Raw genomic sequence first — 26,553 nt, 5'->3', positions numbered from 1 at the left:
CGGCCTACAGCCTACCGGCCGTGGGGCGGTTCGTGGGCCGGTGGGCGGGGGAGTGGCGTCAAGTGGGCTTTCAGTCCTCGCCCTTGCTGCCGAGGACCACGTCGACCGTGCGCTCCTCGCCGCCGCGCTTGAAGGTGAGCTTCACCGTGTCGCCCGGCTTGTACGTCCAGATCTCGCTGATCAGGGTGGGGCCGCTGTCGATGGGGCGGTCGTTCAGCTTTGTGATCAGGTCGCCGGGCTTCAGGCCCGCCTCGTCCGCGGGGCCGCCCTTGGTGACCGCGTTCGCGGAGTCCTCGGAGATCCGGGCGCCGTCACCGGCGCCCTGCTGGATCTGGACCGAGGCGCCGATCATCGGGTAGACCGCCTTGCCGTTCTTGATCAGCTGCTCGGCGACGTTCTTCGCCTGGTTGATCGGGATCGCGAAGCCGAGGCCGATCGAACCGCCCTGGCCGCCGCCGCCCAGGCCGTCGCTCTCCGCGGGCTTGATGGCGGAGTTGATGCCGATCACCGCGCCGCGGGCGTCCAGGAGCGGGCCGCCGGAGTTGCCCGGGTTGATCGAGGCGTCGGTCTGCAGGGCGCTCATGTACGAGCTGCCGCTGCCGGTGGCGTCGCTGGAGGCGACCGGGCGGTTCTTGGCGCTGACGATGCCCGTGGTGACCGTGTTGGAGAGGCCGAACGGGGCGCCGATGGCGATGGTCGAGTCGCCGACCGCCACCTTCTCGGAGTCGCCGAGCGCCAGCGGCTTGAGGCCCGAGGCGTCCTTCAGCTTCAGGACGGCCACGTCGTAGCCCTGCGCCCGGCCGAGCACCTGGGCCTCGTACTTCTTGCCGTTCGAGAACGTCGCCGAGATCCTGCCGCCGTCCGCCGCCGACTCCACCACGTGGTTGTTGGTGAGGATGTGGCCCTGCTTGTCGTAGACGAAGCCGGTGCCGGTGCCGCCCTCGCCCTGCCCGGTCACGCCGCCGCCCTGCGCGTCGATGGTGACGACGCTCGGCAGCGCCTTCGCGGAGATGGCCGCGACCGTGCCCGGATCGCGCTTGAGGTCCGCCGGGGTGTCGGAGGCCGTGATCGTCGTCGAGTCCGTCACGTTGTCGTTGCGCTCCGCGGCCCAGTAGCCGAGGCCGCCGCCGACGCCACCGGCGAGCAGGGCCGCGGCCACCACCGCGGCGACCAGGCCGCCCTTGCCGCGGCCCTTGCCCGCGCCCGGCTCCGGCGGGTGGTACGAGGCGCCCCAGGTCGAGTGCGGAGCGTTGGGATCCGCGTACGCCGGAACGGAGGGGGGTGTGGGCCGCGGCGGCCAGCCGGCCGCGGCACCCTCACCACCGGCACCAGCACCGGCACCAGCACCGGCACCAGCACCGGCACCCGCACGGGCACCGGCACCGGCCCCCGCAGCGGACGCCTCCGGCCCGGACGGCACCGGCGGCAACGGCGCCGTGGCGTGCTCCGCTCCACCTGCAGCCGCGCCACCTGCAGGCGCTCCACCCGCAGCCGCGCCACCCGAAACAGCGCCGCCCCCCACAGCAGCGCCCCCCGCAGCCGCTCCGCCCTCCCCCGCGCCACCGGACGTCGGGGCACCGGACGGCGCATCGGGAGCGGATGCCGGAGGCACGGGAGGTGTGGGCGGGACGGGGGGTGCCTCGTTGCCCTGGCCCTCGTTCTCGGTGCTCACAGCTCTCTCTCCTCGGTCGGGTCGGTTCCACGGCTCGGCTGTGTATAAGTGTGGGATCAGCTTTTCCCACCGGACGTCAGGTGACCGTAAGCCGCACCTGTGTGTCCAGCCTCCGGTGCGGCCCGTGCCCGGCCGTGCCCCGGCCGCCTCCCGGCGCCGGGCCAGGCCGCCCTGGCGTACGACGACGTACGACGGCGCACGAAGCCGTACAGAAACCGTACGAAACGACGTACGAATGCCATCCTTGACGCCGTACGAAGCCACCGCATCCCCAGAGCCCGCCGCATCGGAGGATCGGCACAGTGACACCATGACGCGGTGACTTCCGCACCACAGACCCCGGCCGTGGGCCCGGGTCAGCAGACCCCTCAGGTCGTCGCCCACCGAGGCGCCTCGGACGACGCCCCCGAACACACCCTGGCCGCGTACCGGAAGGCCATCGAGGACGGCGCCGACGCGCTGGAGTGCGATGTCCGCCTCACCGCGGACGGCCATCTCGTCTGTGTGCACGACCGGCGCGTCAACCGTACGTCGAACGGCAAGGGCGCCGTCTCCGCCCTCGAGCTCGCCGACCTCGCCGCCCTCGACTTCGGCTCCTGGAAGCTGCGCTCCGACGCCGAGACCTCCACGGACTCCCCCGACTGGACCGAGGCCCCGGGGCACGCGGACACCTCCGTGCTGACCCTGGAGCGGCTCCTCGAACTCGTCACCGACGCGGGCCGTCCCGTCGAGCTCGCCATCGAGACCAAGCACCCCACCCGCTGGGCGGGCCAGGTGGAGGAGCGGCTGCTGCTCCTGCTCAAGCGTTTCGGCCTGGACGCTCCGCCCGCCGACGGTCCGTCCCCCGTGCGGATCATGAGCTTCTCGGCGCGTTCGCTGCACCGCGTGCACGCCGCCGCGCCCACGCTGCCCACCGTCTATCTGATGCAGTTCGTCTCGCCGCGGTACCGCGACGGACGGCTGCCGCAGGGCGTGCGTATCGCGGGGCCCGGCATCCGCATCGTCCGCAACCACCCGGCGTTCATCGAGAGGCTCCAGAAGGCGGGAAACCAGGTGCACGTCTGGACCGTGAACGAGCCCGAGGACGTCGAGCTCTGCACCAGCCTCGGCATCGACGCGATCATCACCAACCGCCCCCGCGCGGTCCTCGGCCAGCTCGGCCGGATGTGAGCCGGGGGTTCCCACGGCGGCCAGCGCGCCGCACTCCGCCCCTTCCGCCCCATCCGTCCCTCACGCAGAGTGCACCGGCGCGTTCGATCCGTATTCGATCGTGACAAGTGCGTCACCACACATGGATCGGCCGGTTTCCGGTCCAGTCCATTGGGGCATCCAACCCGTGGCGTGGGGCAAAGGAGGTCTCGGGGGTGGCGTTGGTGGTGGCACAGGAGGTGCCCGCGTCGTCGAGCATGGCCGTTCCCCATGGCCCTGCGGGCGTGGGGAAAGCAAGACGCGAAATGCGCGATCAACTCCGCATCAGCGGAGTGTCGGATGCGGTCATAGACGACGCCGTCCTGATCCTTTCCGAATTGCTCAGTAACGCCTGCCGACACGGCAGGCCGCTGAGCAACGGAGCGGTGAGTAATGGAGCGGCGAGCAACGGAGCAGTGGGCGGCAGCGGCGACGGCGACGTGCGCGCGGCCTGGCGGGTCGACGCGGCGGGACGCCTGACCGTCGAGGTGACGGACGGCGGCGGGCCCACCCGGCCGACCCCGGCGACCCCCTCGGTCACAGCACGCGGCGGCCGCGGCCTCAACATCGTCACGGCCCTCGCACAGGACTGGGGCGTACGCGACAGCGCCACCGGCGAAGTCACGGTGTGGGTGCTCATTCAGGACGGGCACCGCCGCGATGATTTCGCTACGCGCGTCGCTGCACCCGCGGCACCCGTCGCCGCGGAGCTCGAATTCGCCGATCCCTTCGAGGATCTGGGCTGACCGGTCGCGCCGGTACGGTTTGCGCGCACTGCCTGTACGTACGAACGGCTAGGCTCGCGCCCGTACGTACAGAGCCGTAACCGGGAGACACCCACGATGGCGAAGAAGCGCCCGCAGACCAAGGGCCGGCCCCAGGGCAAGAAGGCACAGCTCACCGACGGAGAGATCCCGGTCGTCGGCGCCCGCGAACCCTGCCCCTGCGGCTCCGGCCGGCGCTACAAGGCCTGCCACGGCCGGGAGGCCGCGCACGCCGTGACCGAGCTGGTGCAGCGCCCCTTCGAGGGCCTGCCCGGCGAGTGCGACTGGGTGGCGCTGCGCGAGCTGGTGCCCGCCGCCACCGTAGAGCTGCCGCTCAAGGACGGCCTGCCGGAAGGCGTTCCGTCGGTCACGCTCGCGACCGTGCTTCCGATGGCCTGGCCGGGCCTGCGCCGCGAGGACGGCTCGGTCTTCATCGGCCTCCAGAACGACATGGCCTCCGGCGACCTCAGCCGCGACCTGGCCGACACCCTCCAGCTCGCCCTCACCACCGCGCCGGGGCAGCCGGTCAACGGCCGCCGGGCGCCCGCCGACGGGCCGCGCCTTCAGGACCTGCTCGACCCGGACGGTACTTTCGAGCCGGTCGTGCACAGTGGCTTCGAGTTCTGGGTCCCCGAGGCCGAGCAGGGCAACGCCTCGCCGGAGGTCGCCGCCTCCCTCGAGCGGGCCAACGCCGCCGCGATCCCGACCGTGAAGCTCGCGGGCGTCGACGCCGCGTACTGGTGCGAGACCCCGGAGAAGAACCACCTGCGTTGGGTCATGCCGCACCCCGAGGAGCAGCTGCTCGACGCCCTGGCCCGGCTGCATGCCGCGGGCACCTCGGGGCTCGGTGAGGGCACCCGGCTCGTCGGCTCGTTCCGGGCGCACGGCCTGCTCGTGCCGGTGTGGGACCTGCCGAGCGGGATGACGGCGGCGGACGTGGAGAAGCCGGCCGCCGAGTTCGCCGAGCGCCTCGCGGCCGCGCTCGCGACCGACGCCCCGCTCAGCGCCGAGGAGCGGCGCGCCCGCGGCGGCCTCACCAACCGCCAGGTCACCCTCAACTGACCGGACGGAACGAGCGGATAAAACGGAAGAACGGTGCACAATCGGACGTAAGCCTCAGGCCGGGCATGTATGACTCGTGTCACAACTACCGGTAGTTGCAGGTAAATCCATGTCCGAATAGGCGAGATCGAATTTGCGAACTGCCGATCTCTTGTTACCGTTCAGGTAGCCCGGTCGCTGGTGCATCCCCCGTCGCCAGCGACCGGGCGCTGCTATGTCCGGGTTCCGTCGGCGACAAGCGTGCGCCCGGGTCCGCGCTCAACTCCCGTTCTGCGGCGTCGAGTTGCTGCCCGAGCGGAGCAGCAGCGGCCGCTCGGTCGGTGCCTCGGACGCCCCGCCCGGCCGCCCGCCGTCGCCCTCCGCCTTCGGCGGCTGAGCCGAGAACTCCGCCACCGCCGTGTACTCCTGCGGCTCGCCCTGCGACGGCTCCCTCGGCGTCTCACAGGCGTCCGGTTCGTCGCCCGCGGCAACCACGCAGTGCATCTGCACCGTGCGGCCGCCGGGGCCCATGACGGTCAGCACGGCGCGCAGTTCACGCCCGGTGGCATTGCGGTAGTAGGTGCGCGCCCAGGTGTCGCCGGCCTGGGTCAGAATGCAGGTCTGCGCCTCGACCCCTTCGGGGGAGGCGAGTTCGGGCCCGCAGTGCGCGGCCGCGGTCAGACCGATGCCGGTCAGAAGGCCCTTGGCGGGCGCGGGCTCTTCGCTCGCATCACTGCCGCCGCGACCGTCGCGGCCCTTGTCGTCCGCGGTCCCGGCCGGTTCGTCCTGCGCGTCCGCGGCGTCCCCGGCGTTCCGCCCGTCTTCTCGTACGCCCGGCGCTTCCTGTCGTACGTCGAGGATCTGGCGCAGTTCGTGTGCGGCGCCGTCGCCCAGCGTGCCCGCGGACGCTCCGGCCAGCGGCACGAGGACACCGAGCAGCACAGCCGCCGTGAGTACCGCCGGACGAACTCGCTGCAAGGAACCCACCTGCTCAACTACCAAGGGATGAAAGGGGAAAAACGTGCTCCCCGTGATCCCGAAAGATAGCGGTGTGGGGGGTCGAGCCGGGACGGCGCGCGCCCGGTTCGCCTAGAACTCGGGCGCGCTCACACCCGTATGAGTGAGGGTGTCCACCAGGACGTCCACCACGGCCTCGACGTCCGGCACCCACGGGGTGCCCGAGCCGGGCAGCGGCGGGCGCTCCCAGCGCACCTCGCCCTGGCCGGTCTCGCCGGGCGGCAGCACGACATAGCCGCCGCTGCCGTGGAACCGCAGCGCGCCGGGCACCCGGTCCTTGGCGTAGAGGAGTTCGCCGAGCCGGGCCATGGAGTAGGGGGCGACGAGCAGATACCAGCGGTCGGGGCTCGCGACCACGGGGCCGAGCCGGATGCCCGCCCGGTCCAGGTCGGCGAGGGCGCGGGCGGCCCAGACCGCGGGGAGGCTGACGGCGCTCGGGCCCGGGCCGCCGGTGGCGAGCACGATGGGGGCGCCGGGCCGGTTGGTCCACCACCAGCGCACCATGCGCTCGTCGGTGGTGGCGGCGAGGAGGCCGGGGTCGAAGGGGTGCCCGCCGGGCACCGCGCAGTCGGCGTCGGGGCAGGCACAGCCGGGGGAGCCGGAGCGACTGAGGCCCACGCCGGGGAGTACCGGCCAGCCCCATCGGGCCGCGAAGGTCAGGGCGGCGGCGGCCGGTTCGGGCCTACCGCGGGACCGCCCACCAAAGCGCTTCGACAGGAGCCTGCGTCGCCTTCCGAGGATCTCGCGCATGAGCGCTCGTTCCTTTCCGTTGAACGCCGAGGGCCACATCACACCATGCGTGCGTCAGTTCACCGTGCGTACAAGTCGGCGCATCACACTCCCCGCCCGAGGCAAGGGGATCCCCCACGAGTCGAGCGTGGCTGTGCTCCATTAAAGCCTGGCGGAGGGTGGCGCGCGCATGGCGCTTCTGTGCCAGTTGCGTATGCCTTGTGCGTGTGCTGCTGCTCGCTGTGCGCTGGCGTCGTATCCGGGCCAAGGACTCGCCGTTTCCGCCCCGGGGTGCGGGAGCGGCCGTCGGCGGTTAAGACGCCGGGCTCCGGTGTTGGGTTCCGGGACGGCCCAACTGCCCCCGCCCTCCACCGAATACGTACCCATCACGGCCGCTCCGCGACCGTCATGACGCCGTGTTGAACAATCCCAGTCGACCGCAATACCCGGTTACTTCTGGTTGTTTTTGGCCAAGTTATTTCCGCCCCGATCCGGCCTGTCGATCATCGATGCATCGCCCTCTCATCAACCACTACGCCCCACTGGCCCCACGGACACCAGGAATCCCAGCAGGACAATGCTGGACATCCCCTCACCAGGGCGTGTAGATGTGGAGACATTGCTGGCGACGCAGAATGACAGGGGGTTTGCGATGCTATTGAGCAATTTGCACGGTCCGGAAAGCCGGACACCATGAACGCCCCGCACCTCCCGAAAGTGGCCGGAATCGATTCAACGGTTCCGTCCCCTGTGCAGTCCGCTCCCCCGGCCGCCACACCGGCCACCCACGCCCCTCCCGCCGCGGGCTCCCATGCTCCGAGCGCCCAGTTGCAGGATCGACTCGCCGGCTGGGTCTCCGACCTCACCACGCTGCACGAGCACACCGAGTCCCTGGCCCGCACCGGGAACCTCGACGCCGCTCTGCACGAACTCCTGCGCGCCGGTGCCGAACTGGTGGGCGCCCGCCGCGGTCTGGTGGTGTTCGAACCCGCCGACGGCCGCGGCCCGGACACCACCATCGGCCTTGGTCTCGCGCACGCCGAGCTCGGGCACATCGAGACGGTGCCGCGCAGCGCCACTTCGTACGGCCGGATCCTGGAGGGCCTGCCCGAGGGCCAGTCCGGGGTCGCAACCCCCGATCTGCTCGCCGAGGACGGTCTCGACCCGCGCCACCGCGAGGTCGCCGCCCGGCTCGGCTACGCCGCCAGCTACGCCATGCCCCTGCAGACCCCCGACGCGGGCCGGCTCGGCGCCGTGGTCTGGCTCTACGACGAGCCGGCCGAACCCGTGGAGCGCCAGCTCCATCTCATCGGCCTCTATCTGCGGTACGCCGCCGAGCACCTGGCTCAGCTCCTCGAACTGGAGCGGTCCCGCACCGAGTTGGCCACCATCACCGAGGAGCTCCTGCCGAGCCGTCTGCCCCGGGTCGCCCGGGTGCAGCTCGCCGCCCGGCACCGCACCGGGCCGCGCGGCGGCGGCGACTGGTACGACGCGCTGCCGCTGCCCGAGGGCGCGCTCGGCCTCGTGGTCGGCTCCGTCACCGGGTCCGGGCCCAGCGCGGTCGCGGCGATGGGACGCCTTCGGGCCTCGCTGCGGGCGTACGCCGTGATGGAGGGCGAGGATCCGGTCGCGGTCCTGTCCGACCTGGAACTGCTGCTCCGGCTCACCGAACCGGCGCGCTCGGCGACCGCCCTGTTCGCGTACTGCGAGCCGCACCGCCGCAAGATCTCCCTGGCCGGGGCCGGGCACGCGCCGCCGCTGATCGTCGGGGAGCGGCGCACCGAGTTCGTGGAGACCTCGCTCTCCGCACCGCTCGGGATGCTCGCCTGCTGGGAGGCGCCCAGCGTGGACCTGTCGCCGGAGCCCGGCGAAACGGTGCTGCTGTATACGGACGGACTGCTTCACCGCACCGGCGACGCGATGGACCGGGCCTTCGCACGGCTGCACGCGGCCGCCGCGAGCGTGCCCAAATCGATCCGTGACGACCCCGGCGCCATCGCCGACCACGTCCTGCGCACCGTCCTGCCGGACGAGCTCGACAAGGCGGACGGGCGGGAGGATGTGGTCCTGCTCGCGGCGAGGTTCGAGTGACCCCCGTAGTGGCACCCGTAGTGCCGCCCGTAATGACGCCGACCGTGGCACCGCCGGTGACACCGGCCGCTGTCCGCGGCTCCGGGGCCGCCCTCCGTACGGACTTACGATGGAGGGCGGTCCATTGTCGTTACCGAGGAGGCAGACCGTGGCCGACGCGCTCAACCCTGAGACCCCAGCGACCCTGGAGTCCTCGGAGGAGTCCGAAGAGCAGCCCATCAAGCAGCGCAAGAACGGCCTGTACCCGGGCGTCTCCGACGAGCTCGCCGCGAACATGAGGTCCGGCTGGGCCGACACCGAGCTGACCGGCCTCGAGCCGGTCGCCCAGGCCGAGCACACCGCGCGCCGCCGCGCCGCACTCTCCGCCCGCTTCCCCGGCGAGCGCCTCGTGATCCCCGCGGGCAACCTGAAGACCCGCTCGAACGACACCGAGTACCGCTTCCGCGCCTCGACCGAGTACGCGTACCTCACCGGCGACCAGACGGAGGACGGCGTACTCGTTCTGGAGCCCAAGGACGACGCCCACGAGGCGACCCTCTACCTGCTGCCCCGCTCCAACCGTGAGAACGGCGAGTTCTGGCTGGACGGCCAGGGCGAGCTCTGGGTGGGCCGCCGCAACTCGCTCACCGAGGCCGCGACGCTCTACGGCATCCCCACGTCCGACGTGCGCGAGCTGCCCGAGCACCTCGCCTCGGCCACCGGCCCGGTCCGCGTGGTCCGCGGCCACGACGCCGGTATCGAGAAGGCCCTGACCGACAAGGTCACCGCCGAGCGCGACGAGGAGCTGCGGGTCTTCCTCTCCGAGGCCCGCCTGGTCAAGGACGCGTTCGAGATCGCCGAGCTGGAGAAGGCGTGCGCGTCCACGGCGCGCGGCTTCGAGGACGTCGTGAAGATCCTGGACAAGGCCGAGGCCACCAGCGAGCGGTACATCGAGGGCACCTTCTTCCTGCGCGCCCGGGTCGAGGGCAACGACGTGGGCTACGGCTCGATCTGCGCCGCCGGTCCGCACGCCTGCACGCTGCACTGGGTGCGCAACGACGGAGCGGTCCGCTCCGGCGAGCTGCTCCTGCTCGACGCGGGCGTGGAGACGAACGAGCTCTACACCGCGGACGTGACCCGCACGCTGCCGATCAACGGCCGCTTCACCGAGCTCCAGAGGAAAATCTACGACGCCGTCTACGAGGCCCAGGAGGCCGGGATCGCGGCGGTCAAGCCGGGCGCCAAGTTCCGCGACTTCCACGACGCCGCGCAGCGCGTGCTCGCCACCAAGCTGGTCGAGTGGGGCCTGGTCGAGGGCCCGGTGGAGCGGGTACTCGACCTCGGCCTGCAGCGCCGCTGGACCCTGCACGGCACGGGTCACATGCTCGGCATGGACGTGCACGACTGCGCCGTGGCCCGCACCGAGGCGTACGTCGCGGGCACGCTCGAACCGGGCATGTGCCTGACCGTCGAGCCGGGCCTGTACTTCCAGGCGGACGACCTGACGGTGCCGGAGGAGTACCGCGGCATCGGCGTCCGGATCGAGGACGACATCCTCGTCACCGAGGACGGCAACCGGAACCTCTCGGACCGGCTGCCGCGCCGGTCGGACGAGGTCGAGGCGTGGATGGCGTCGCTCGACAACTGAAGTGCCACGTGTGTTCAGAGGCCGGGTCCCCGTGTGGGGCCCGGCCTCTTTTGCGTACGGGGGAGCGTTCAGGCCGTCGCCAGCGGGGCGCCGTCACGCCACTTGAGGAGCTTGTCGAAGCTGACGACCGCGCCCGCATGGCCGGGCCGGTTGTCGAACGAGGCGTGGTCGGCGATCTCCCGGATCAGGCCGAGGCCCCGGCCGTGCTCGGCGTCGAGGTCCACCTCGACGGTGGGGCGCGGGGCGGGGCGGGTGTGCTCGGCAAGCGGGAACCCGGGGCCGGAATCGGTCACTTCGATCCAGCACTTCTCGCCGTCCAGATAGGCCGTGACGCGGTACGCGTCGCCCGGTTCCGGCCGTTCGCCGGCGCGGCCGCCGTGGGCCACCGCGTTCGAGCACGCCTCGCTGAGCGCGACCGAGAGGTCGTACGAAATGTCCGGATCAACCCCCGCGGTCTCCATCGTGCCGAGCAGCAGGCGTCTGGCGAGCGGCACGCTCGCGGCCTCGCGGCGCAGATGGAGAGACCACCAGATGCTCATGCTCCAGCCTCCCGGCCCCGGCTCGACATACCGTTACGTATTGCCCCGACCGGCCGTGCGTAAGCGCCGAGTTGACGTGATATCGCCCATACGGCGGATGCGGGGACGCAGGGGTGCGAGGTATCGCGTGCGGGGGCGCGTATAGGGGATGTTCCGGACCTTGCGGACCTGCCGTATGGGGCGGGTAAGGCCAGTGCGATGATGACTCGGTCATGGCTGTCCCCCACCCGCGCGAGACGCGCGCCGGAGCCGGACTCCGGCTGCTGAGGGCCGTGGTGTTCGCCGCGGTCTGCGTCGCGCTGTCCGCGGGCGGCCACGCGATCGCCTCCTGTGCCAGCGTTCCGCTGTGGTCGCTCGGCGTCGGCTTCCTCGCGGTCTTCGCGGTGGCGGCGCCGCTCGCCGGGCGGGCGCGGACGCTGCCGGGCATCGCCGCCGGGCTCGCCGTGGGGCAGCTCGGCCTGCACGCGCTGTTCGGGATCGGGCAGCACTGTCTGGCCGGGGCGTGGACCGGCTCCGGGGCCACGGCCCGGAGCGCCGCGGACGCCTACCTGGTCGAGCGGGCCGCGCGTCTGATGTGCGGCGGTGCGGCGGGGATGAGCCCCGCCGACGCGCGCCGCGTCCTCACCACGGCGGGGCTCGACCCGGCTGCCGGAGCGGCTTCCGGTGCGGGGCACCAGCACGGAGGCCACGCGGCCGCCGACGCCGCCGGGTCCCTCGCCGGTACGCACGTCGACGCGCTGCTTCCCGATGTCCCCATGCTGCTCGGCCATCTGCTCGCCGCCGCCGTCACCGGCTGGCTGCTACGCCGCGGCGATCTGGCGCTGCTGCGCCTGATGGAGCTCTCGGTGTACGGGGTCGAGGAGGGGGCGCTCGTCCGCTCGCTGCGCGCCGCCCTCGCACTCGTACGCTCCCTGCGTACCGGTCTGCCCGGGGCGCCCGCGGGGCAGGTCCCACCGGCCCTCACCACGCTGTGGTCCGTGCCCGAGCCGCGTACGACCGTCCTCGAGGACAGCGTGATCCGGCGCGGTCCGCCGCGCCACGGGTTCCACCTCGCCGCCTGACGCGGCCACCTCCCACGCTCGCTGAACGTCCGGGGTGCCGCGCCACGCGCGCGTGCCGTCCGCCCCCATTCGTTCACCTGCCGAAAGAGGAGTGTTTCTGACATGAGGACCCGTCACACGTCCCATCGTTCTACCCGAGGATCGTTCAACAATCGCCGTCTCGGCCGGGTCACCGCCGGTGCCGTCGGCGCCGCCGCGGTGCTGTTCGCCGCGGGCCCCGCGTTCGCCCACGTCACCGTGCAGCCCGTGGGGGAGGCCCCCAAGGGCGGCTTCGCCACGGTCAACTTCAAGGTGCCGAACGAGCGCGACAACGCCTCGACCACCAAGCTCGAGGTCAACTTCCCGACCGACCACCCGCTCGCCTCCGTGATGCCGCAGCCGGTCCCGGGCTGGGACGTGAAGACCACGGTGTCCAAGCTGGACAAGCCGATCGAGATGCACGGCGAGAAGATCGACAAGGCCATCACCAAGGTCACCTGGACCGCCGACGACAAGGGCATCGCGCCGGGAACCTTCCAGCAGTTCCCGGTCTCGATCGGCCAGTTGCCCAAGGACGCCGATCAATTGGTCTTCAAGGCCCTCCAGACCTACTCCAACGACGAGGTCGTGCGCTGGATCGAGGAGCCGCAGCCGGGCGGCGAGGAGCCCGAGTCCCCCGCCCCGGTCCTCGAACTCGGCGCCGCGAGCGACGGCCACGGCGGCGGCGCCGACCAGGCCGCCGACAGCAAGTCCGGCGAGTCCGCGGGAGCCGGCGACTCCGACGGCACCGAGCAGGCCGCGGCCGACAGCAGCGACGGCTTCGCCCGGGGCCTCGGCGTCGCGGGCATTCTCGTCGGTGCCGCGGGCGTCGCGTTCGGCGTCCTGGCCGGTCGCAGGCGCACCGCCGACGACTCCGACGGCGGCGCCACCAGCTAGGTCCTGCCGTCACCGGCCCGCGCCGGGCCGTCCGTGAGGCACGGGTGCGTACGCGCCCGTGTTCGCACCGTTCGTCGTAGTCGTACGCACCTGCCGTACTCGACCGCGTACGACAACCACGTACGTCACCACGTACGACACCGCGAACGGCACCCCGTACGCCTCCGTACGTCTGCATACGCACGGACCCGGCGCGCGCCGGAACCCACCACCGCACTCAGGGAAGACCATCCGTCATGCGCAAGAAGACCGCTCTGGCCGCCACCGCCCTGCTCGCCGCCGCCACGCTGACCCTGTCGGCCTGCGGCGGCTCCGGTGACGGCGCGGACAGCCCCGTCACCACGGTGTCGGCGGAGAGCCAGGAGAAGGCCGCGACCGTGCTCGACCGGCCGTTCACCAAGCCCGACCTGGTGCTCAAGGACACCAAGGGCAAGGAGTTCGACCTGCGCGAGCGGACCAAGGGCAGGCCGACGCTGATGTACTTCGGCTACACCAACTGCCCGGACGCCTGCCCGCTGACGATGAGCAACCTCGCCGTCGCCAAGAAGCGGCTCGCGAAGAAGCTCCCCAAGGAGGAGCTCGACCAGCTCCAGGTGATCCTCGTGACCACCGACCCGGAGCGGGACACTCCGGCCGAGCTCGGCAAGTGGCTCGCGTCCCAGGACCCGTCGTTCATCGGTCTGACGGGGGACTTCCCGACCATTCAGGCGGGCGCCCGGACCCTCGGCATCAGCATCGATCCGCCGAAGAAGGAGAAGGACGGCACCGTCACCTCCATGCACGGCAAGCAGGTCATCGCCTTCTCGCCGAAGAGCGACGAGGGCTACGTCGTCTACAACGGCGAGGAAGCCACCGCCGACCACTACGTCAAGGACCTGCCCAAGATCATCAAGGGAGAGAACCCGTGAACCCCCGCACCACCCTCGCCATAGCCCTTGCCGCGGCCGCGAGCCTGGCCCTGGCGGGCTGCTCCACCGGCTCCGCCGACAGCAACGGCTCCGGCGATCCGGCCAAGAAGTCCGAGCAGACCCAGCAGGCCGCCGCCAAGCCCGAGTTGACGGTCTCCGGCGGCTTCATGCCCGAACCCGCCACCGACAGGATGGGCGGCGGCTTCCTCACCGTCACCAACAAGGGCGCCGCCGACAAGCTGACCAAGATCACCAGCGATATCTCGGACGACATCCAACTCCACAAGACCGTCGGCCAGAAGATGCAGCACGTCAACGCCCTCGACGTGCCCGAGAACGGCACGCTCAAGCTCGAGCGCGGCGGCAACCACGTCATGTTCATGGATCTGAAGAAGCTGCCCAAGAAGGGCGACAAGATCGCCGTCGAGCTGCACTTCGCGAAGTCGGACCCGATCACGACCGAGTTCACGGTCGAGGACGCCACCCACAACCCGAAGATGAACCACTGAGGGATGTGAACCCATGCCGACCACCGCTTCCCGCCAACTCGTACAGATACTGCTGCTGTTCGCGGCGGTCACCGGCGCGCTCCTGGCCGGTGCCGCCCCCGCGTCCGCGCACGCCGCGCTGACCGGGAGCGATCCGAAGCAGGGAGCGGTGGTCGAGCAGGCGCCCGAGAAGGTCACGCTCCAGTTCTCCGAAGAGGTCGCGATCTCGGACGACTCGATCCGGGTGCTCGACCCGGACGGCAAGCGGGTCGACAGCGGCGAACTCCAGGACCTGTGCGGCGGCAGCGTCATCAAGTACGGCGTCCCGCTGCGCGACGGCCTGGCCGACGGGACGTACACGGTCTCGTGGAAGGCCGTTTCGGCGGACAGTCACCCGGTCTCGGGGGCGTTCAGCTTCTCCATCGGCGCGCCCTCCGAGACCTCCGTCGCGGTGCCGGACCAGGAGGTCGGCGGCGGGCTCGTCGGCGCGCTCTACGGCATCGCGCGCTATCTGTCGTACGCGGGCTTCGTGGTGCTCGTCGGCGGCGCGGCCTTCGTCCTCGGCTGCTGGCCGCGCGGCGCCGGGGCCCGGCCACTGCAACGTCTTGTGGTGTACGGCTGGCTGACGCTGACCTCGGCCACCCTGGCGCTGCTGCTGCTCCGGGCGCCGTACACCGACTCGGGGCGGCTCGCGGACGCCTTCGACCTGGGCGCGATCGGCGAGGTACTGCAGACGAAGACCGGCGCCGCCCTGGTCTCGCGGCTGCTCCTTCTCGCCGCGGCCGCGCTGTTCGTGGCGGTGCTCTTCGGTGCGTACGCGCAACGCGAGGCCGCCGGGGACGGTGCCGAGGACGCGGCGGAGAAGGCGGCGGATCAGGCCGGTGCGGAGAAGAAGGACCTCACCTACGGGCTCGCGATCGGCGGCACCGTCGTCGCCGCGGGGCTCGCCTCCACCTGGGCGCTCGCCGAGCACGCCTCGACCGGCATCCAGACGGCGATCGCGATGCCCGTAGACGTACTGCATCTGCTCGCCATGGCGGCCTGGCTCGGCGGACTCGCGGCGCTGCTCGTCGCGCTCCACCGGGCCCCCTCGCTCGGGCCGCTCGGGCCGATCGGACGCGCGGCCGTGCGCCGCTTCTCCGGCGTCGCCTTCTGGTCGGTGGCCGTCCTCGCGGTGACCGGGGTCTATCAGTCCTGGCGCCAGGTCGGTTCGTGGCACGCGCTGTTCAGTACGGCGTACGGACAGCTGCTCATGGTCAAGCTCGGCCTGGTCGCCGTACTGCTCGGGGTTGCCTGGATCTCGCGGCGGTGGACGGGGCGGCTGGCAGATGGTGTGAGTACGGAGGCCGCGGCGGCGGATTCCGTGACTACAGAAGCCGCGGCGGCGGATTCCGTGACTACAGAAGCCGCGGCGGCGGATTCCGTGACTACTGAAGAAGCGGCGCGTACCGAAGAGACCGAAGAGACCGTCATCACAGACGAAGCCGTCTCCTCTCCAGGCGAAACCGTCTCTACGGAAGAAGAGACGGAAGCCCCCGACCCCCAGCGCGCCGCCCAACTCGCCCGGCAGCGGGCCGTCCTGGCCAAGGCGCGCGAGCAGCGTGCCCGTGACGCCGACCCCGATCGCGCGGGTCTGCGGCGCTCGGTGCTGACCGAGGCGGCCGTCGCCGTCGTTCTGCTCGCCGTGACCACCGCCTTGACGGCCACCGAACCGGCACGTACTCAGGAGCGGGTGGACCGCGCGAGCGCCGCCACCGGTACCGCCGTGCCGGACCGGCCGGTCGACTTCCGGCTGCCGTTCGACACCGGCGGCCAGGACGGCAAGGGCACCGTCCGGATCCACCTGGACCCGGGCCGTACCGGCGCCAATACGCTGCACCTCTGGGCCGAGCGCCCGGACGGCAAGGCGTTCGACCTGCCCGAGATCAAGGCCGCCCTGACCTTGAAGGCCAAGGACATCGGGCCGCTCCCGGTCACCCCCGACCGGATCGCGGCGGGGCACTGGAGCGCCTCCGGCGTCCAGGTCCCGATGGCGGGCGACTGGCAGCTCAAGGTGACCGTGCGCACCTCGGACATCGACCAAGTGACCGTGACCAAGAACGTGAAGATCGGCTGACACAAGCACCATGGCTGACATCGAGATCTCCCGGCGCCGACTGCTCGGCACCGTAGGCGCAGCGGGCGCCGGTGGCCTCGCCCTCGGCGCGGTCGGCGGCGTCGCCGGGCACGCCGCGGCGCAGGACGAACCCGGCACCGCCCTGGCCTCGGTCGGTGCGACGGCCGTGCCCTTCCACGGCGACCACCAGCCGGGCATCACCACGCCCATGCAGGCCCGGGGCCATCTGATCGCCTTCGACCTTGCGCCCGGCGCCGGGCGCAAGGAGGCCGCGGCGCTGCTCCGCCGCTGGTCGGCGACAGCACAGCGGCTGATGGCAGGCCGGACCACGAGCCACGACTCGGCGGTCGCCTTGGACGCGGGCCCCTCCTCGCTCACCGTCACGGTCGGCTTCGGGCACAGCTTCTTCGGCCGTACGGGCCTGGAGAAGCAGCGCCCGACGAGCCTCGACCCGCTGCCGGACTTCTCCTCCGACCGGCTCGACGCCAAGCGCAGCAACGGCGATCTGTGGCTCCAGATCGGCGCCGACGACGCGCTCGTGGCCTTCGACGCGCTGCGCGCCCTTCAGCGCGACGCCGGTGAGACGGCCCGGGTGCGCTGGCAGATGAACGGCTTCAACCGCTCGCCGGGCGCCACCGAGCAGCCGATGACCACCCGCAATCTGATGGGCCAGGTCGACGGCAGCAACAACCCCAAGGAGTCCGAACCCGACTTCCAGGAGCGGATCTTCGTCCCCTCCGACGGCTCCGCGGCCGCCCCGGAGTGGATGGCGAACGGCTCATACGTCGTCGTACGCCGCATCAGGATGCTCCTCGACGACTGGGAGCGGCTCTCGCTGACCGACCAGGAGAAGGTCATAGGACGCCGCAAGTCCGACGGCGCCCCGCTCAGCGGCGGCCCGGACGCCACTGAGACGACCGAACCGGAACTGGACAAGACCGGTTCCGACGGCAAGCTCCTGATCCCGTCCGACGCGCACGCCCGGATCTCCCGCCCGGATCAGAACGGCGGCGCCGCGATGCTCCGCCGTCCGTACTCCTTTCACGACGGTTTCGACGCGGACGGAGTGCCGGACGCGGGCCTGCTCTTCATCTGCTGGCAGGCGGACCCGCTGCGCGGCTTCGTGCCGGTGCAGCGCAAGCTCGACCGCGGCGACGCCCTGTCCAAGTTCATCCGGCACGAGTCGAGCGGCCTCTTCGCTGTGCCGGGCGGGGCGAAGGCCGGGGAGTACGTGGGGCAGCGGCTCCTGGAGTCGTAAGCGCCGCCGTAAGCCCGTCGTACGGCCCCCGAGGGTGACCGGGGCGTGACCGTGAGCGAGTCGGAGCGCCATGAGGGTGAGCGCTGCCCGAATCCGGGCAGCCGATACCCCTGCGGCCCATTAGGGTGACGGCATGTCGGCGACGCGTTACACCTACCTCGGCCCCGAGGGCACCTTCACCGAGGCCGCCCTGCGCACCCTCCCGGAAGCGGCCACCCGCGAGCTCACCCCCATGGTGTCCGTACCGGCCGCGCTCGACGCGGTGCGGGCCGGTGAGGCCGCCGCGGCGCTCGTACCGATCGAGAACTCGGTGGAGGGCGGCGTCACCGCGACCCTCGACGAACTCGCCACCGGCGAGCCGCTGATGATCTACCGCGAGGTGCTGCTTCCGATCTCCTTCGCGCTGCTCGTCCGGCCCGGCACGAAGCTCTCCGACGTCAAGACCGTGACCGGCCACCCGGTCGCCCAGCCCCAGGTCCGCAACTGGCTCGCGGCCAACCTGCCGGACGCCCTGTGGGAGTCGGCCGCCTCCAACGCGGACGGCGCGCGCCTGGTGCAGGAGGGGCGGTACGACGCCGCCTTCGCGGGAGAGTTCGCGGCGGCCACGTACGGCCTTGAGGCGCTGGTCACCGAGATCCATGACGCGGCGAATGCCGAGACCCGGTTCGTCCTGGTCGGCCGCCCGGCCCGGCCCGCCGCCCCGACCGGCGCCGACAAGACCTCGGTGGTCATCTGGCAGGCCGAGGACCACCCGGGCGGGCTGCTCGAACTGCTCCAGGAGTTCGCTGTCCGTGGAGTCAACCTGATGCTGATCCAGTCCCGGCCGACCGGCGCGGGCATCGGCAACTACTGCTTCTGCGTGGACGCCGAGGGCCACATCTCGGACCGGCGCATGGGCGAGGCCCTGATGGGGCTCAAGCGGATCACCCCGAAGGTCCGGTTCCTCGGGTCGTATCCGCGGGCCGGGGTCTCCCCGGAGGACGTACGGGGGCTGCGGCCGGGCACCACGGACAGCGACTTCGTGACGGCCTCGGACTGGCTGACGCGGATCCAGGACGGGCGGGGCTGAGCGCTCGCCGCTCCTCGCTGCCCCTCGCCTCTCCTCGCCGCTCCTCGCTGCCCCTCGCCTCTCCTCGCCGCTCCTCGCTGCCCCTCGCCGCTCCTCGCCATCGACTATCCACAGGAGTTATCCACAGGTGGGCTTCTCGACCTGGGGACAAGTCGACATCGAAGCGCGGCACAGTCGACAAATCGGCCTCGGCGCCCAAGTCGGTCCACAGGCGGACAGGTCCGCTTTCGTCAGCCCTATTCCTTTGATCAACTCTTTGGAGCGAGCACTTTCCACTCGAAAGTGGGTGTACGGAGGGTTTCGGCAGGGAAACCATGGGGCCGCGGTTGGGATTCGGAATGATCTTTTCCGGTGTCCACAGTTCTTTCGCACAGCCTGTGGATAACTTCGCCGCAGCCCTCCTTCCTGTGGATGGAAAGCGTCAACTACCGCCCCCCGCAAGGGCGAAGCGGTCAAGATCGGACATCGCGGCTGCCACGATCAAGGGAATTGCGGCGCTTTTCTTGACGGCACCGACGGGCAGCGAAAAGGCGCTGTAATTCAGGGCAATTCCGGCGTCACTCTGCGTTATGGGATAACGGCTCGTAGGCCCGGAGCGCGCACCGGTAGCCTTGCGGTGTGATTGACCTTCGCCTGCTCCGTGAGGACCCCGACCGTGTCCGCGCCTCCCAGCGCGCCCGTGGAGAGGACGTCGCACTCGTCGACGCCCTGCTCTCCGCCGACGAGCGGCGCCGGTCGTCCGGCGTCCGCTTCGACGAGCTCCGCGCCGAGCAGAAGACGCTCGGCAAGCAGATCCCCAAGGCCCCGGCCGAGGAGAAGCAGGAGCTACTGAAGAAGGCGGGCGAACTCTCCGCCGCCGTCAAGGCGGCCGACGCCGAGCAGGACGAGGCGAAGGCCGAGACCGAGCGCCTGCTTCAGCAGCTGGGCAACCTCGTCCACCCGGCCGTCCCGGTCGGCGGCGAGGAGGACTTCGTCACCCTGGAGACGCACGGCACCATCCGTGACTTCGCGGCCGAGGGCTTCGAGCCCAAGGACCACCTGGAGCTCGGCACCACCCTCGGCGCGATCGACGTCGAGCGCGGCGCCAAGGTCTCCGGCTCGCGCTTCTACTTCCTCACCGGCATCGGCGCCCTGCTCGAACTCGCCCTGGTGAACGCCGCGATGGCGCAGGCCACGGCGGCCGGGTTCACGCCGATGCTCACCCCGGCCCTGGTCCGCCCGCAGTCGATGGCCGGCACCGGCTTCCTCGGACAGGCCGCGGACGACGTGTACCACCTGGACAAGGACGACCTGTACCTGGTCGGCACGTCCGAGGTGGCGCTCGCCGCGTACCACTCGAACGAGATCATCGAGGCCGACAAGCTGCCGCTGCGCTACGCCGGGTTCTCGCCCTGCTTCCGGCGCGAGGCCGGCTCGCACGGCAAGGACACCCGGGGCATCTTCCGGGTGCACCAGTTCGACAAGGTCGAGATGTTCTCGTACGTCGCCCCCGAGGACTCCGAGGCGGAGCACCAGCGCCTTCTGGAGTGGGAGAAGGAGTGGCTGACCTCGCTCGAGCTGCCGTTCCGGGTGATCGACGTGGCCTCCGCCGACCTCGGCTCCTCGGCGGCCCGCAAGTTCGACTGCGAGGCGTGGATCCCCACCCAGAGCAAGTACCGCGAGCTGACCTCGACCTCGGACTGCACCGAGTTCCAGTCCCGCCGCTTGGCCATCCGGATGCGCGACGAGAAGAAGGTCCGCCCGCTCGCCACGCTGAACGGCACGCTGTGCGCCGTACCGCGGACGATCGTGGCCATCCTGGAGAACCACCAGCAGGCCGACGGCTCGGTCCGGGTACCCGAGGTACTCCGTCCGTATCTCGGCGGCCGCGAACTTCTGGAGCCGATCGCCAAGTGAGTTCACTTCCCACGGGGGACGGTTCGGACGGCACCGACCGTGACGGCGCGCGCGTCGTCACGGTCGGCTCCATGAAGGCCGGTGCCGCGCAGGACGCCGTCCGGGTGCGGGAGTCCCTCTCGCCGGGCGGCGACTTCCCGTACAAGCTCATCGCGACCGACCTCGACGGCACGCTGCTGCGCGGCGACGAGACGATCTCCGGCCGCACCCGCGCCGCCCTGGAGACGGCCTGTGCGCGGGGCGCGGCACACATCGTGGTGACCGGCCGCGCGGTGCCCTGGACCCGGCACATCCTCGACGACCTGGGCTACCAGGGGCTCGCGGTGTGCGGCCAGGGCGCGCAGGTCTACCACGCGGGCGAGCACCGGCTGCTCACCTCGGTGACCCTGGACCGGCAGCTCGCGGGCCTCGCCCTCGCCAAGATCGAGGCCGAGGTCGGCCCGCTGCGCCTGGCCGCCAGCCGGGACGGGATCGACGGCGAGGTCCTGGTCGGGCCCGGCTACCGGGTGCAGGAAGGTCCGCTTCCGGTGGTCGCGTTCAGCGACCCGGCCGAGCTCTGGTCGGCGCCCCTGAACAAGGTGTACGTCCAGCACCCCAAGCTCGACGACGACGCGCTCGCGACCGTGGCGCGGCAGGTCGCCGGGGATCTGGTGGGCGTGACGATGGCCGGTGCCGGCATCGTCGAACTGCTGCCGCTCGGCCTCTCCAAGGCGACCGGGCTTTCGCTCGCGGCCCGGCGTCTCGGCGCGAAGGCCAGGGACACGATCGCCTTCGGCGATATGCCCAACGACCTGCCGATGTTCGGCTGGGCGGCGCACGGCGTCGCGATGGCCAACGCGCACGACGAACTCAAGGCCGTGGCCGACGAGGTGACGACGTCCAACGAGGACGACGGCATCGCGTTGGTCCTGGAGCGGCTGCTCGGCTGAGCCATGGGGCGGGCGGCCGGGGCACACCCGCCCCATGGCGCCCGAAAATCGGTGGCGTACCAGGCTTCCCGGACGGCACAGTGGTGCTGCCGATCGCATGGCGCGGTGCCGGAGGCGCGGCACCGGATGCGCGCCACCGACCGGGAGAGGAGCACGGCGAGGCCGGTCGGCACGCCGCCGCGCTCCCGAAAGGGCGGCCCGGGACGGCCGGCTCCGGAGCAGCCATCGCGCTCCGTCGCAGCCACCCCCCGGTGCGCCGCCCGGGGCGGCCTTTTGTGCGCGCATCGCGCGCGGCCGCCCCCTCCCCCACTCCCTGTGGCATGTGGCCTACGACCCCCACTGAGACAACTTGTAGGATGACTGGGCAACCGGGCGAATGGGAGAGAGGACGACGGCATGGCGCTACAGGCCGCGGGACGGCGGTCCCTCGTGGATACCGTCGTGGACCAGCTCCGCGCCCAGCTCACCGGCGGCGAGTGGGCGGTCGGCGACCGCATCCCCACCGAGCACGCCCTCGCCCAACAGCTCGGCGTCGGCCGGAACACCGTCCGCGAAGCCGTCCGGGTCCTGGTGCACGCGGGACTCCTGGAGTCGCGGCAGGGTCAGGGCACGTTCGTACGGTCGGCCGCGGACCCGGCGGCGGTCCTTCGTGGCATGCGGCACGCGGGCGCCCTGGACGTGACCGAGGTGCGGGTCGCCCTGGAGGCCGAGGCGGCCCGGCTCGCGGCCGCCCGCCGGGACACCCACGACCTGCTGCGGCTGCGGGCCGCGCTCGCCACGCTGCGCGAGGAGGGCGACCGGGACGCGGACGCCGACATGGCCTTCCATATGGCCGTGGTCGAGGCCACCCACAACAGCGCGTTCATCGAGGTCTACCGGTTCTTCTCGGTCCAGGTGCACGAGGTCCTGGTGAACGCGCTCGGCGACCAGGACATGCCCCCGGTCGACATCGACGGCCACGAGGCGCTGGTGGCCGCGGTCGAGGCGGGCGACCCGACGGCGGCGGACGCCGCGGTGCGGGAGCTGCTGCGGGTTCCTATCGAGGCCCTCAGGGCGCTGGCGTCACCGCCCGCCGAGGCCTGACCTCCAAATCCCCCACTGGTTAAAGCAGTTAGAGCAGTTAAAAGCACCGGAGAAAGGCGCTCTCTTTTGTCACGCCCGCATTCCGACCAGCTCCTCCTCGACGCGGAGGCCGATGTCCTGCCCTCGCCTCAAGGGCGGGCCGCACGGCGCGCGTTGCTCGCGCACCCGGTGGTGCTCCTGGTCGGGATCGTGCTCGCTTCGCTCAACATGCGGGCGGCACTCGCGAGCGTGTCACCCCTCGTCGGTGAGATCAGCGCGGCCTTCGGTCTGTCCTCGACCGCGAGCAGCCTGGTCACCTCGGTGCCGGTGCTGTTCCTCGGCGTGGGCGCGGTCGTGGCGCCCTGGCTCGCGCGGCGCTTCGGCACCGAACTCGTCCTCTTCTGCGCCCTGTTGCTGCTCGGCGCCGGGATCCTGCTGCGCGTCCTTCCTTCTGTAGCGGCGCTTTACGGCGGCGGCGTCCTTGTAGGCACGGCGATCGCACTGCTCAACGTCCTGATGCCGGGCCTGATCAAGCGGGACTTCCCGGACCGGGCCGCGTCCATGACCTCGGTCTACACCGGCGCGATGATCGCCGGTGCCACGGTCGTCGCGGCCGCTTCGGTGCCCCTGGAGAAGGCGCTCGGCGGCAGCTGGGAGGCCTCGCTCGCCTTCTGGTCGCTGCTCGCCGCGGTCGCGGCGGTCGCCTGGCTGCCGCAGGTGCTCATCGCGCGCGGACGCACGGGACACGAGGTGCGGGTGGCTGCCGCCGGGCGGCCCGCGAAGAGCATCTGGCGGTCCCCGCTCGCCTGGCAGGTGACGCTCTTCATGGGCCTGCAGTCGCTGTGGTCGTACGTCCTGATCGCCTGGATGCCGACGATCTTCACGGACCACGGGATGAGCCGGGCCGCGGCGGGCGTGGTCTTCGCCTTCAACAACCTCATCCAGGTGGCCGGTGCCTTCGTGGTCCCGTTGCTCGCCGGGCGGATGCGCAGCCAGCGCCCGCTCGTCGCCCTGGTGACGTCGCTCGTGGCCGCCGGTTATGTGGGCCTGATGGTCGCGCCGGTCTCCGGTGCCTGGCTCTGGGCGGCGGTGCTCGGCATCGGCCAAGGCGGCGCCGTCGGGCTCGCCCTGACCCTGATCGTGCTGCGCTCGGGCGACGCCGCGACGGCCGCCCGGCTCTCCGGGATGGCGCAGACGGTCGGCTATCTGCTCGCCGCCGCGGGCCCGTTGGCGGCGGGCGCCGTGCACCAGGCCACCGGGGGCTGGACGGTGCCGATCGCCCTGGTCCTGTGCGTGTGCGCGGCGGCGCTCGCGGCGGGCCTGCTCGCGGCCCGGAACCGTACGGTCTGAGCGGGCCCGCCCCTCGTACGCCCCACGACACCAGAACGACGCACTACGCGCGCGTGCCCACCGAAAAGGCGGGCACGCGCGCGTGGTGCGGGAAAACGGGGCTCACTCCTCCCCGGCGAGCGTCAGCGTGCGCAGCTTCTGGCCCGCGTACCAGGTGGCGAGAATCGTCACGGTGGCGAGCAGGACGGCGGCGACGGGCAGCCCGACGTCCGAGGTGACGAGGTCGCCGCCCGCCACCTTCTGGGCGAGCGCGAGCGACCACTGCTGCACGCTCAGCGTCTTGGCGCCGTCCACGAGGGAGCCGAACAGGGTCTCCCATACGAGCGCGTAGACGAGCCCGAAGACCACCGCGTGCCGGGTGACCGTGCCGAGCAGCAGGAAGATCGCGGCGTAGGCGATCGAGGCGACCAGGGCCGCGACCGTGTAGGCGACCGCGACCTGCTGGCCGTTGCCGTTCAGGATCATCCCGGCGATAAAGGTGGGGATCGCGGAGAACGCCATGGTCACGGCGATGGCGACGGTCAGCTTGGTGACGATGATCGTCGGCCGCTTGACGGGCTTGGCGAGCAGATAGACGACCGAGCCGTCGTCGATCTCCGGGCCGATGGCGCCGGTGCCCGCGATCACGCCGATCAGCGGCACCATCGTGGCGAGCGCGAAGCCGCCGAGCACCTGCGCGGCCACCTGATCGTCAACGCCGGTGAAGCCGCGTACGAGCGCCGAGATGACGATGAGCAGGACGGGCAGGGAGAAGAGGATCAGAGCGCGGCGGCGCCCGAGCAGGGCCCGGTAGGTGAGCCGCGCGACAGTGGGGTCATACATGGTCGAGGGCTCCCTTCAGGCCGCGACGAGGTACGAGAAGACGGACTCGAGGGATTCGTCCGACGGCGAGACCGTGAGCAGGCGGATGCCGTGCTCCTGGGCGACCTTCGGAAGGAGCGTGGTGAATCGCCCGAAGTCGACGGCCTGGATGCGCAGCGCGCCCTCCGTCAGGTCGACCTCGATGCCCGCCGTGGACGGGTCGGCGATCAGCGCCGCGGCCAGGGTCCGGTCGTCGCTGGAGCGCACCAGGTAGCGGTGCGGGCGGTCGGTCATCAGGCGGCGGATGCGCCGGAAGTCGCCGCTCGCCGCGTGCCGCCCGGCCACGATCACCTCGATGTGGGCGGCGAGTTGCTCGACCTCTTCGAGGATGTGCGAGGAGAACAGGACGGTGCGGCCGTCGGCGCCCATGCGGCGAAGCAGGTCCATCAGGTGCATGCGCTGGCGCGGGTCCATGCCGTTGAAGGGCTCGTCGAGGAGCAGCACGGCCGGGTCGTGGACGAGCGCCGAGGCCATCTTCACGCGCTGGCGCATGCCCTTGGAGTACGTCGAGATCTTGCGGTCCTGCGCGTACTCCATCTCGACCGTGGCGAGGGCCCGCCCGGCGGCCTTCTTGCCGAGGCCGTGCAACTCGGCGTTGGCGACGACGAATTCGCGGCCGGTGAGGAAGTCGTACATCGCCTCGCGCTCGGGGACGATGCCGATCTCCTTGTAGATCCGCTCGTTGCGCCAGATCGTGGTGCCGTCGAGCGTGACGGTGCCGGTGGAGGGGGCGAGGAAGCCACCCATCATGTTGATGAGGGTGGACTTTCCGGCGCCGTTGGGGCCGAGGAGTCCGGTGACGCCGGGGCCGATGGTCATGGAGATGTCGTTGACGGCGACGACATTGCCGAACCAGCGCGATGCGTTGGCGATGTGAATCGTGCTCATGGGCGCAGCCCATTCCTTTGAGGGTGGTGGTGGGCGACGGGTGGGCCAGTCACAGGCCGACCTTTCGGTAGCGGCGCATCAGGGCGGCGTAGGAACCGGCGATCAGCGCGAGGACGACGAGCAGGTAGACGACGCCCGCGCCGCCCGAAGGTCCTTCCCCGGAGGGGAAGGACGAGGTGGCGCCGAGGAAGGCGGTCTGCACCCCGTCGATGAGCGTGACGGGCGAGAACAGGCCGAGCCAGGAGGCCGCCTCGGTCGCGCCCTGCTGCCAGGCGATCGCCTGGACCGTCGACACGGCGCCGAAGGAGATCATCAGGACGGCGATCACGGCCGCGACACCGAAGCCGCGGCGCGGCGTCAGGGCGGCGAGCACCAGGCCGATCCCGGCGAACAGCAGGGAGAGGAGCACCACGGAGACCAACCCCTGTGCGAACCCCTTGGTCTGGTCCGCGAAGTCCATCTTGGCGAGCAGTGAGCCCACGTAGAGCACCAGGAGCGGGGCCGCGGTGAGTACGAAAAGGGCGGAGGCCATCGCCGCGTACTTGGCCACCACGTAGTCGGCGCGCTCGATGGGCCGCGAGAAGTACAGCGGCACCGTCTTGAAGCGCAGGTCGCGCGACACCGACTGCGGGGCCTGTGCGGCGAGGAAGAGGGCGATGACGGCCTGCGTCACGATCGCGTAGCGGGTGTATTCGATCGGCAGGTTCGTCAGTTTCGTGGACACCGCCACCGCGACGATGATCGCCGCGGGCACGCACATCACCGCGAACAGGATCATCGGCAGGACCTTGGACTTGGCGCTGCGCCCCAGGCCGTACGCGCCCCGCAGGGACTGCGAGTAGAGCGAGCGGCGGGCATACGCGCGGCCGAGCCGGGAGCCCTCGTAGCTGCGGTACCCGATGTTGTGGATCTGCGACTGGGCGCCCTGGGCACCGGTTCCGCCGGGGGTGCTGGGTGTGCTGCGCATCGTCTCAGCTGCCATCGCGGCCGCCTCCCTGCTGTGCTGTCCCCGAACCCGCCGCCGCGGCTCCGCCACGAGGACGCTCCGGCGCCTTGCGATCGCACGCACCAGACGCCGCGCGGC

23 protein-coding genes are annotated in these 26,553 nt (G+C 71.4%); 16 read left to right on the top strand and 7 right to left on the bottom strand.

Annotated elements, in window-relative coordinates; genetic code table 11:
* Nucleotides 1-70 precede the first annotated feature (70 nt).
* A complete protein-coding gene (locus tag ACWD10_RS28150; RefSeq protein WP_451095839.1) occupies nt 71-1,672 on the bottom strand; it encodes a S1C family serine protease in 1,602 nt (533 codons plus the stop codon).
* A 318-nt stretch (nt 1,673-1,990) separates the two neighbouring features.
* Between ACWD10_RS28150 and ACWD10_RS28145 the strand changes: the two genes are divergently transcribed.
* From ACWD10_RS28145 to ACWD10_RS28135, 3 genes are all read left to right on the top strand, one after another.
* Nucleotides 1,991-2,842 carry a glycerophosphodiester phosphodiesterase gene (locus ACWD10_RS28145; RefSeq protein ID WP_451095837.1) on the top strand — a complete coding sequence of 284 codons (852 nt, stop codon included), beginning with the start codon at nt 1,991-1,993 and terminating at the stop codon, nt 2,840-2,842.
* Nucleotides 2,843-2,949: 107 nt separating this feature from the next.
* Nucleotides 2,950-3,606 (top strand): ATP-binding protein, encoded by a 657-nt coding sequence (locus tag ACWD10_RS28140; protein WP_451095835.1) that lies wholly within the window; start codon nt 2,950-2,952, stop codon nt 3,604-3,606.
* Nucleotides 3,607-3,702: 96 nt separating this feature from the next.
* Entirely contained in the window at nt 3,703-4,686 is a 984-nt protein-coding gene (locus tag ACWD10_RS28135) for a DUF5926 family protein (RefSeq protein ID WP_451095833.1), read from the top strand.
* Between the two features lie 258 nt (nt 4,687-4,944).
* On the opposite strand, the gene ACWD10_RS28130 is transcribed toward ACWD10_RS28135, so the two are convergent.
* The gene (locus ACWD10_RS28130; protein WP_451095831.1) at nt 4,945-5,652 is read right to left on the bottom strand and encodes a hypothetical protein; all 708 of its coding nucleotides are present in this window, start codon (nt 5,650-5,652) and stop codon (nt 4,945-4,947) included.
* Between the two features lie 102 nt (nt 5,653-5,754).
* Nucleotides 5,755-6,432, bottom strand: coding sequence for a bifunctional DNA primase/polymerase (locus ACWD10_RS28125; protein WP_451095829.1), 678 nt, complete (start codon nt 6,430-6,432; stop codon nt 5,755-5,757).
* Nucleotides 6,433-7,104: 672 nt separating this feature from the next.
* Here ACWD10_RS28125 and ACWD10_RS28120 point away from each other — a divergent pair.
* Both ACWD10_RS28120 and ACWD10_RS28115 read left to right on the top strand, forming a co-directional pair.
* Nucleotides 7,105-8,502: a PP2C family protein-serine/threonine phosphatase gene (locus ACWD10_RS28120; RefSeq protein WP_451095827.1), complete on the top strand. Its 1,398-nt coding sequence runs from the start codon at nt 7,105-7,107 to the stop codon at nt 8,500-8,502.
* Nucleotides 8,503-8,650: 148 nt separating this feature from the next.
* Nucleotides 8,651-10,129: an aminopeptidase P family protein gene (locus ACWD10_RS28115; RefSeq protein WP_451095825.1), complete on the top strand. Its 1,479-nt coding sequence runs from the start codon at nt 8,651-8,653 to the stop codon at nt 10,127-10,129.
* Between the two features lie 68 nt (nt 10,130-10,197).
* Here ACWD10_RS28115 and ACWD10_RS28110 read toward each other — a convergent pair whose 3' ends face one another.
* The gene (locus ACWD10_RS28110; protein WP_451095823.1) at nt 10,198-10,668 is read right to left on the bottom strand and encodes an ATP-binding protein; all 471 of its coding nucleotides are present in this window, start codon (nt 10,666-10,668) and stop codon (nt 10,198-10,200) included.
* 212 nt (nt 10,669-10,880) lie between these two features.
* Between ACWD10_RS28110 and ACWD10_RS28105 the strand changes: the two genes are divergently transcribed.
* The 11 genes from ACWD10_RS28105 to ACWD10_RS28055 all read left to right on the top strand — a co-directional run bounded on the left by ACWD10_RS28105 (nt 10,881) and on the right by ACWD10_RS28055 (nt 23,720).
* Nucleotides 10,881-11,729, top strand: a complete 849-nt coding sequence (locus tag ACWD10_RS28105) for a hypothetical protein (protein WP_451095821.1) — start codon at nt 10,881-10,883, stop codon at nt 11,727-11,729.
* A gap of 102 nt (nt 11,730-11,831) precedes the next feature.
* On the top strand, nt 11,832-12,644 hold the full coding sequence (locus tag ACWD10_RS28100) for a YcnI family copper-binding membrane protein (protein WP_451095819.1): 813 nt from the start codon (nt 11,832-11,834) through the stop codon (nt 12,642-12,644).
* A 236-nt stretch (nt 12,645-12,880) separates the two neighbouring features.
* Nucleotides 12,881-13,552, top strand: coding sequence for an SCO family protein (locus tag ACWD10_RS28095; protein WP_451095817.1), 672 nt, complete (start codon nt 12,881-12,883; stop codon nt 13,550-13,552).
* Entirely contained in the window at nt 13,549-14,061 is a 513-nt protein-coding gene (locus ACWD10_RS28090) for a copper chaperone PCu(A)C (RefSeq protein WP_451095815.1), read from the top strand. Before ACWD10_RS28095 ends, ACWD10_RS28090 begins: the two co-directional genes overlap by 4 nt.
* A gap of 13 nt (nt 14,062-14,074) precedes the next feature.
* Complete coding sequence (locus tag ACWD10_RS28085; protein ID WP_451095813.1) at nt 14,075-16,156, top strand: copper resistance CopC/CopD family protein; 2,082 nt, start codon at nt 14,075-14,077, stop codon at nt 16,154-16,156.
* Between the two features lie 10 nt (nt 16,157-16,166).
* Nucleotides 16,167-17,414, top strand: a complete 1,248-nt coding sequence (efeB, locus tag ACWD10_RS28080) for an iron uptake transporter deferrochelatase/peroxidase subunit (protein ID WP_451095811.1) — start codon at nt 16,167-16,169, stop codon at nt 17,412-17,414.
* Nucleotides 17,415-17,547: 133 nt separating this feature from the next.
* On the top strand, nt 17,548-18,483 hold the full coding sequence (gene pheA / locus ACWD10_RS28075) for a prephenate dehydratase (RefSeq protein WP_451095809.1): 936 nt from the start codon (nt 17,548-17,550) through the stop codon (nt 18,481-18,483).
* A 618-nt stretch (nt 18,484-19,101) separates the two neighbouring features.
* Entirely contained in the window at nt 19,102-20,379 is a 1,278-nt protein-coding gene (serS, locus tag ACWD10_RS28070) for a serine--tRNA ligase (protein WP_451095807.1), read from the top strand.
* Entirely contained in the window at nt 20,376-21,308 is a 933-nt protein-coding gene (locus ACWD10_RS28065; protein ID WP_451095805.1) for an HAD family hydrolase, read from the top strand. Before serS ends, ACWD10_RS28065 begins: the two co-directional genes overlap by 4 nt.
* A gap of 396 nt (nt 21,309-21,704) precedes the next feature.
* Nucleotides 21,705-22,391 (top strand): FadR/GntR family transcriptional regulator, encoded by a 687-nt coding sequence (locus ACWD10_RS28060; protein WP_451095803.1) that lies wholly within the window; start codon nt 21,705-21,707, stop codon nt 22,389-22,391.
* Nucleotides 22,392-22,457: 66 nt separating this feature from the next.
* Entirely contained in the window at nt 22,458-23,720 is a 1,263-nt protein-coding gene (locus tag ACWD10_RS28055; protein WP_451095801.1) for a CynX/NimT family MFS transporter, read from the top strand.
* Between the two features lie 102 nt (nt 23,721-23,822).
* Here ACWD10_RS28055 and ACWD10_RS28050 read toward each other — a convergent pair whose 3' ends face one another.
* Genes ACWD10_RS28050 through ACWD10_RS28040 form a run of 3 tightly spaced genes read right to left on the bottom strand, consistent with a single transcriptional unit; the run spans nt 23,823 to nt 26,436 of the window.
* On the bottom strand, nt 23,823-24,542 hold the full coding sequence (locus ACWD10_RS28050; RefSeq protein ID WP_451095799.1) for an ABC transporter permease: 720 nt from the start codon (nt 24,540-24,542) through the stop codon (nt 23,823-23,825).
* A 15-nt stretch (nt 24,543-24,557) separates the two neighbouring features.
* Nucleotides 24,558-25,469, bottom strand: coding sequence for an ABC transporter ATP-binding protein (locus ACWD10_RS28045; RefSeq protein WP_451095797.1), 912 nt, complete (start codon nt 25,467-25,469; stop codon nt 24,558-24,560).
* Nucleotides 25,470-25,518: 49 nt separating this feature from the next.
* Nucleotides 25,519-26,436, bottom strand: coding sequence for an ABC transporter permease (locus ACWD10_RS28040; protein WP_451095988.1), 918 nt, complete (start codon nt 26,434-26,436; stop codon nt 25,519-25,521).
* Nucleotides 26,437-26,553 lie beyond the last annotated feature (117 nt).

The sequence above is a fragment of the Streptomyces sp. NPDC002851 genome, from assembly GCF_053591935.1.
Note: the sequence above shows the minus strand (reverse complement) of the source record. Positions and strands in the feature narration are given on the sequence as shown.

Bases quoted from the DNA above. Each gene is read 5' to 3' on its own strand.
- ACWD10_RS28135 (WP_451095833.1), top strand. From the start codon at position 3,703: ATGGCGAAGAAGCGCCCGCAGACCAAGGGCCGGCCCCAGGGCAAGAAG.
- ACWD10_RS28125 (WP_451095829.1), bottom strand. From the start codon at position 6,432: ATGCGCGAGATCCTCGGAAGGCGACGCAGGCTCCTGTCGAAGCGCTTT.
- ACWD10_RS28120 (WP_451095827.1), top strand. From the start codon at position 7,105: ATGAACGCCCCGCACCTCCCGAAAGTGGCCGGAATCGATTCAACGGTT.
- ACWD10_RS28110 (WP_451095823.1), bottom strand. From the start codon at position 10,668: ATGAGCATCTGGTGGTCTCTCCATCTGCGCCGCGAGGCCGCGAGCGTG.
- ACWD10_RS28105 (WP_451095821.1), top strand. From the start codon at position 10,881: ATGGCTGTCCCCCACCCGCGCGAGACGCGCGCCGGAGCCGGACTCCGG.
- ACWD10_RS28100 (WP_451095819.1), top strand. From the start codon at position 11,832: ATGAGGACCCGTCACACGTCCCATCGTTCTACCCGAGGATCGTTCAAC.
- ACWD10_RS28095 (WP_451095817.1), top strand. From the start codon at position 12,881: ATGCGCAAGAAGACCGCTCTGGCCGCCACCGCCCTGCTCGCCGCCGCC.
- ACWD10_RS28085 (WP_451095813.1), top strand. From the start codon at position 14,075: ATGCCGACCACCGCTTCCCGCCAACTCGTACAGATACTGCTGCTGTTC.
- efeB (WP_451095811.1), top strand. From the start codon at position 16,167: ATGGCTGACATCGAGATCTCCCGGCGCCGACTGCTCGGCACCGTAGGC.
- pheA (WP_451095809.1), top strand. From the start codon at position 17,548: ATGTCGGCGACGCGTTACACCTACCTCGGCCCCGAGGGCACCTTCACC.
- ACWD10_RS28060 (WP_451095803.1), top strand. From the start codon at position 21,705: ATGGCGCTACAGGCCGCGGGACGGCGGTCCCTCGTGGATACCGTCGTG.
- ACWD10_RS28050 (WP_451095799.1), bottom strand. From the start codon at position 24,542: ATGTATGACCCCACTGTCGCGCGGCTCACCTACCGGGCCCTGCTCGGG.
- ACWD10_RS28045 (WP_451095797.1), bottom strand. From the start codon at position 25,469: ATGAGCACGATTCACATCGCCAACGCATCGCGCTGGTTCGGCAATGTC.
- ACWD10_RS28040 (WP_451095988.1), bottom strand. From the start codon at position 26,436: ATGCGCAGCACACCCAGCACCCCCGGCGGAACCGGTGCCCAGGGCGCC.